The following is a 5681-nucleotide window of genomic DNA, read 5'->3' on the forward strand; positions in this document are numbered from 1 at the left end:
AACACCAGTTGCGACTTCTTCAAGTGTAATTTTTATTTTTATCCGGAGGTTTGAGCCTCTATTCACTCTTCGGCCTCTTTGCCCGCCTCCGCCACCGAAGCCACCAAATCCTCCGCCGCCACCTCCAAAGATGTCGCCGAATTGACTAAATATGTCATCCATATTCATGCCCCCATGGAATCCACCCCCGCCAGCAGCACCGCCCATTCCGGCATGACCAAATTGGTCGTATCGTTGTTTTTTTTCAGGGTTGCTTAGTATTTCATATGCTTCTGCGGCTTCTTTAAATTTATCCTCCGCTGAGGCATCATCCGGGTTTTTATCCGGGTGCTACTTAATAGCCATTTTCCGATAGGCCTTTTTAATTTCACTCTCACTGGCACCTTTTTGTACCCCTAATACTTCGTAAAAATCTCTTTTAGCCATAGCAACTGATCTATTTATGCTCCAACAACAACTTTGGCAAAACGAATAATTTTACCACTTATAGAATATCCTTTCTCTAAGACATCAAGCACCTTTCCTTTATCATCCTTGGTAGGTGATGGAATAGAGGTAACTGCCTCGTACATGTCAGCATCGAATTCTTTACCCATGCTATTCATTTCTTCTAAACCTTTTTCTAATAGTGCCTTTCTGAATTTTTCATGGATTAATATTATACCTTCTTTAAAGTTATCCATATCACCAGTTTTATCTTCCAGGGCTTTAAAAGCTCTATCAAAATCATCCATTACCGGTAATAAAGAACTCATAACATCTGATGATGCCGTACCCATCAGCTCTAGTCGCTCTTTTGCTGTTCTTCTTCGGAAATTGTCGAAATCGGAATAAAGTCTTAGGTATTTATCGTTTAGTTCAGCGAGCTCTTGTTCAGGTGTTTTTTCTTCAACTACTTCTTCAACTACTTCTTCCTCTATTTCTTCTGTACTCGTTTCTTCTTCCGAAGTTTCCCTTATATTCTCTACGTTGAGTTCTTCTTTTTCTAACTCCTCTTGTTCTTTGCTATCCGACATTTGTAGTGTTTTAAATCAATGTTTTGTGCTAGTCAATTTGTTTGCCAATTAATCGAATTACGACAAATTGTCAGATGAGTGACTTGTTAATTTTATTAAGATTTTTTTTAAGGCAGAGTTAAAAGGATTTTACGTGTTTATCCAATTCTTGATGTAATACAGTACCCCTTAGGTTTTTAGCTATTATTATACCGTTTTCGTCAATTAAAAAGGAAGTTGGAATGCTTCTTACCCCATATTGTGCTGCACCAGCAGATCTCCACCCACCTAAATCACTTACATGAGTATTCCAGTCTAAATGGTCTTGTGCTATTGCTGCCTTCCATCTATTCATGTCTTGATCCAATGATAAACTATAAATTTCAAATCCCTTTGCGGATTTAAACTTTGCGGCTGAGTATTTTTTATAAGCAGATACAATGTTTGGATTTTCTCTTCTGCAAGGTCCACACCATGAAGCCCAGAAATCAATGAGAACAAGCTTTCCTTTTAATGAGGATAAAGAGATAACTTTCCCGTTAGGGTCTTTGTAGGAAAGTTCTGGAGCGATATTTCCAATATTAATACCTATCGTTCTTGGTTCGGCTGCAGAGCTTTTAATCGAATTTGTAAATCCGAATGAGCATGCAACTAGAATGGCCAATATGATTAGCTTTTTAAACATAATCTTTAATTAATCCTTTTTATATCAGCACCGATGGCATTTAGTCTTGTATCAATGTCTTGGTAACCTCTATCGATTTGTTCAATATTATGAATAGTACTTTTCCCTTTTGCAGAAAGCGCGGCAATCAATAATGAAACTCCAGCTCTAATATCTGGCGATGTCATAGAAATACCTCTCAATCTATATTCTTTGTTAATCCCAAATACACTAGCTCTATGAGGATCGCATAAGATAATCTTGGCACCCATATCAATTAGTTTATCAACAAAGAAAAGTCTGCTTTCAAACATTTTTTGATGAATTAAGACACTTCCATTTGCTTGAGTAGCTACAACTAAAATGATACTCAATAAATCGGGTGTAAGTCCTGGCCATGTCGAATCTGCAATGGTAAGAACGGAACCGTCGATAAAAGTGTTAATCGAGTAGCTTTCTTGCTCTGGAACAAATATGTCATCACCCTTTAGTTCAAGATTGATGCCAAGTTTTTTAAATGTTTCTGGTATAACTCCAAGCTCTTGATATGCGACATCTTTAATCGTGATTTCGGATTGAGTCATCGCAGCCAAACCAATAAAACTTCCAATCTCAATCATGTCAGGTAATATCGTGTGCTCACATCCTGTTAGCGAAGAAACGCCTTCAATAGTTAGAAGGTTGGAGCCAATTCCTGAAATATTGGCGCCCATTCTGTTCAACATCTTACTTAGTTGTTGAATGTAAGGCTCGCAAGCAGCATTATATATTTGCGTTCTGCCTTCAGCTAATACAGATGCCATTAGAATATTTGCTGTTCCTGTAACCGAAGCTTCACCTAATAGCATGTAAGAGCCTTTTAGGTTTTTACCGGTAACCACAAATTCGCCGTTTGCATCGTTGTAGACAAACTTCGCTCCGAGCTTTTCAAATCCAATAAAGTGGGTATCTAATCTTCTACGACCGATTTTGTCTCCTCCCAGGCTAGGGATTATCGCTTTTCCGAATCGAGCGAGCATCGGCCCCGCCGTCATAATCGTTCCCCTTAGTTGAGAACCTTTTTGCATTACTTCATCTGAATCTAACAAGTCTGTATTAACGTCAGATGCTTCGAACGCAAATTCAGAATCAGAGATTTTCTCCACTTTCACTCCTAAGCTTCCTAAAAGATCGATTAGGTTTCGTACATCTAAGATGTTAGGGATGTTTTTAATAACAACTCTGTCTGGTGTTAACAATACTGCACAGAGTATTTGTAGTGCTTCGTTTTTAGCACCTTGGGGGATTAGATCTCCTCTAAGTCTATTTCCTCCATTAATTTCAAAACTTGCCATTTAATGCTTATTTCTTTCGGCTGTACTTATAACGACCTTGGTTCTTTCCTTTATTCTTTCTTTGTGGGGGTCTGACATTCGGATTCACTAAAGAGCTAGTGTCCATTAAAACTAAATTTTTGCTAGGTTTTAATTTATCATCAGACAAAAGGCCCAATTGCTTGAATATCAACTCGTCATTGACAGTATTTCTATTCCACGTTACAAAGAACTTTTTCATTTGATTACAAATAGATGCAACCAACGCATCTTTTTCTTCACCATCCTCATACTTAATAGCAGCTGCTATAAGTGATTCAATGGCCCTTCCGTAATGTTTGTATTTGATGTTGTTTTTAGAATAAGCTAGACGCTCATATTTCTTAACATCTTTAGGATTTGGCTTTAGAAAAGGAGATTCAACTTCAAGTTTGTAATCAGCTATGATGTGTAGGTGGTCCCATAATTTATGTTTGTAGTCATCAGCATCTTTTAAATGTGGGTTCAGTTGTCCCATCTTATCTACAATCGCTGTTGCTAATTTTGCCCTTTCTTCATCATCTTTTATGCTGATGGCATGTTCTACCAATTTCTGGAAATGTCTTCCATACTCTGGTATAATTAATCTTGATCTTACTGAATTGTATTCCATTATAGTTTGTGCTAATTTATCCAATGTCTAGTATGCCTTGTATCGGCATTGAGGAAAAGTAAAAGTAGTTATATTTTTTATTCATACGTAATATTTTAATTAAGGATTCTCAGCTTGGCAAATTTTAAAAGTAGCTGCTTTTTACCCACGCCTTCGAACTCTACTGAAGCTTTTGTATTTGGGTATTCTCCTTCTAATTTAATTACAATGCCTCTTCCGAATCTTTCATGTTCTATTTTCATTCCTTGAGCTAGCCCACTTAAGTCACTTTCTTTAAAATCGGAATTAGTTTTTTGTGATTTGACAGCGCTTTGAACTTTGATCAATTTCTTATTCAAGGTTGCTTTATTACTTGGAAATTCTTTGATTTCCTTTTTCTGAAATCCGCTTGACTTTATGATGGTTTTTCGCTGAATATCATCATTTAATGGGCCTCTTCGATAAGATTTTGAAATATCTTTTTCAATATATCTCTCATCGATTTCTTCAATAAACCTACTCGGTTCACAGTTTATGAGGCTTCCCCATCTGTAACGTGTAGTGGCATATGAAAGATAGGCCTTTGTCATAGCTCTAGTAACGGCAACATAAAAAAGACGGCGCTCTTCTTCTAATTCAGCCCTTGAATTTATTGATAGTTGCGAGGGGAATAGATTCTCTTCTAAACCAACTATATAGACATGTGGAAATTCAAGACCCTTTGAACTATGTATTGTCATTAACGAGACTCTGTCTTTTGGTTCCTTATCATCTGAATCTGCATCTGTTAAAAGAGCAATATCTTGAGTAAAACTGGCCAGCGTTTTTCTGTCGAGATCTTCGTTTTGTTCAGTAAAGTCTTTTATTCCATTTAATAGTTCTTGGATGTTTTCATGTTTACTCAGGCCTTCAGGAGTCCTGTCGTTGTATAAATCTTTTAGTAAACCCGAGGAATTCGCGATATCCATACCAAGTTTGTAAGCATCTTCAACTTCAGACTTAAGGCTGAAGGTTTTAATTAGTGTTACGAATTCTTGAATCTTTTTCCTTGTTCCCGTATTAATCCCAATATCAATATGATTAATATCTAAAAGTACTTGCCAGATACTTCTGTCCATCTCACTTGAGGCAACAATCAATTTGTCAATGCTAGTTTTTCCTATTCCTCTCGCGGGGTAATTGATAACTCTTTTTAGTGCCTCTTCGTCATTTGGGTTAATTGCCATTCGGAAGTAGGCCATTAAGTCTTTAATTTCTTTTCGTTGATAGAAAGAAAGTCCTCCGTATACCCGGTACGCAATATTTAATCTTCTAAGGGCCTCCTCCATAGACCTTGATTGCGCATTTGTTCTGTATAATATGGCAAAATCATTAAAATTGACCTGGTCTCTCAAGTTTGTCTCATGGATTGAACTAGCGACATTAAAACCTTCTTCATTGTCTGTCAAAGACATTTTAACGCTGATCTTTTGTCCTTCTTGATTTTCCGTCCAGATTTCTTTTGCAATTTGATCTCGGTTATTTCCGATAATGCTATTTGCTGCATTAACTATAGCTTTAGTTGATCTGTAGTTTTGCTCTAGCTTTATCAAAGTATAATCAGGATAGTCCTTTTTGAAATTTAGAATATTCTGAATATTTGCACCCCGGAAGCTATAGATGCTCTGAGCGTCGTCACCAACTACACAAACGTTTTCATTTAAAGCAGCAAGTTTCTTAACAATACTGTATTGCGAGTGATTGGTATCTTGATATTCATCTACCAGAACATGTTTAAACTTGTGTTGGTATTTGTAAAGAACATCAGGAAACTTAGTTAAAAGCACATTAGTTTTAAAAAGAAGATAATCAAAATCCATTGCACCAGATTTAAAACAACGTCTATTATAAGTTTGATAAATTTCTCCGATTTTAGGTCGGCCGCTTGACTCGTCATTCCCCATTATTTCTGGGTTTTCCAAATATGATTTAGGGCCAATTAGGTTGTTTTTCGCAGCTGAAATCCTATTGTAAACAATATTCGGCTTATAGAGTTTGTCATCCAGTCCTTTTTCTTTTAAAATTGTTTTAATCAGGCT

Annotated in this window: 5 protein-coding genes and 1 pseudogene; all 6 read right to left on the reverse strand. The window is 36.7% G+C overall.

All coding sequences use genetic code 11. The annotated features are described in order from the left end of the window. Window positions 1-426 (reverse strand): annotated as a pseudogene (locus tag HRT72_09220) (DnaJ domain-containing protein). 14 nt (window positions 427-440) lie between these two features. Continuing rightward, window positions 441-1016 (reverse strand): nucleotide exchange factor GrpE, encoded by a 576-nt coding sequence (locus tag HRT72_09225; GenBank protein NQY67885.1) that lies wholly within the window; start codon window positions 1014-1016, stop codon window positions 441-443. A 118-nt stretch (window positions 1017-1134) separates the two neighbouring features. Then, a complete protein-coding gene (locus tag HRT72_09230) occupies window positions 1135-1680 on the reverse strand; it encodes a TlpA family protein disulfide reductase (GenBank protein NQY67886.1) in 546 nt (181 codons plus the stop codon). 5 nt (window positions 1681-1685) lie between these two features. Further along, a complete protein-coding gene (gene murA / locus HRT72_09235; protein ID NQY67887.1) occupies window positions 1686-2993 on the reverse strand; it encodes a UDP-N-acetylglucosamine 1-carboxyvinyltransferase in 1308 nt (435 codons plus the stop codon). Window positions 2994-3000: 7 nt separating this feature from the next. After that, window positions 3001-3624, reverse strand: coding sequence for a DUF4290 domain-containing protein (locus HRT72_09240; protein ID NQY67888.1), 624 nt, complete (start codon window positions 3622-3624; stop codon window positions 3001-3003). 95 nt (window positions 3625-3719) lie between these two features. Continuing rightward, window positions 3720-5681, reverse strand: a 1962-nt coding sequence (locus HRT72_09245) for a UvrD-helicase domain-containing protein (protein ID NQY67889.1), incomplete at its 5' end; no start/stop codon positions are given.

This window comes from Flavobacteriales bacterium (assembly GCA_013214975.1).
Taxonomy (GTDB): Bacteria; Bacteroidota; Bacteroidia; order DT-38; family DT-38; genus DT-38.

Bases quoted from the DNA above. Each gene is read 5' to 3' on its own strand.
- murA (NQY67887.1), bottom strand. From the start codon at position 2,993: ATGGCAAGTTTTGAAATTAATGGAGGAAATAGACTTAGAGGAGATCTA.
- HRT72_09230 (NQY67886.1), bottom strand. From the start codon at position 1,680: ATGTTTAAAAAGCTAATCATATTGGCCATTCTAGTTGCATGCTCATTC.
- HRT72_09240 (NQY67888.1), bottom strand. From the start codon at position 3,624: ATGGAATACAATTCAGTAAGATCAAGATTAATTATACCAGAGTATGGA.
- HRT72_09225 (NQY67885.1), bottom strand. From the start codon at position 1,016: ATGTCGGATAGCAAAGAACAAGAGGAGTTAGAAAAAGAAGAACTCAAC.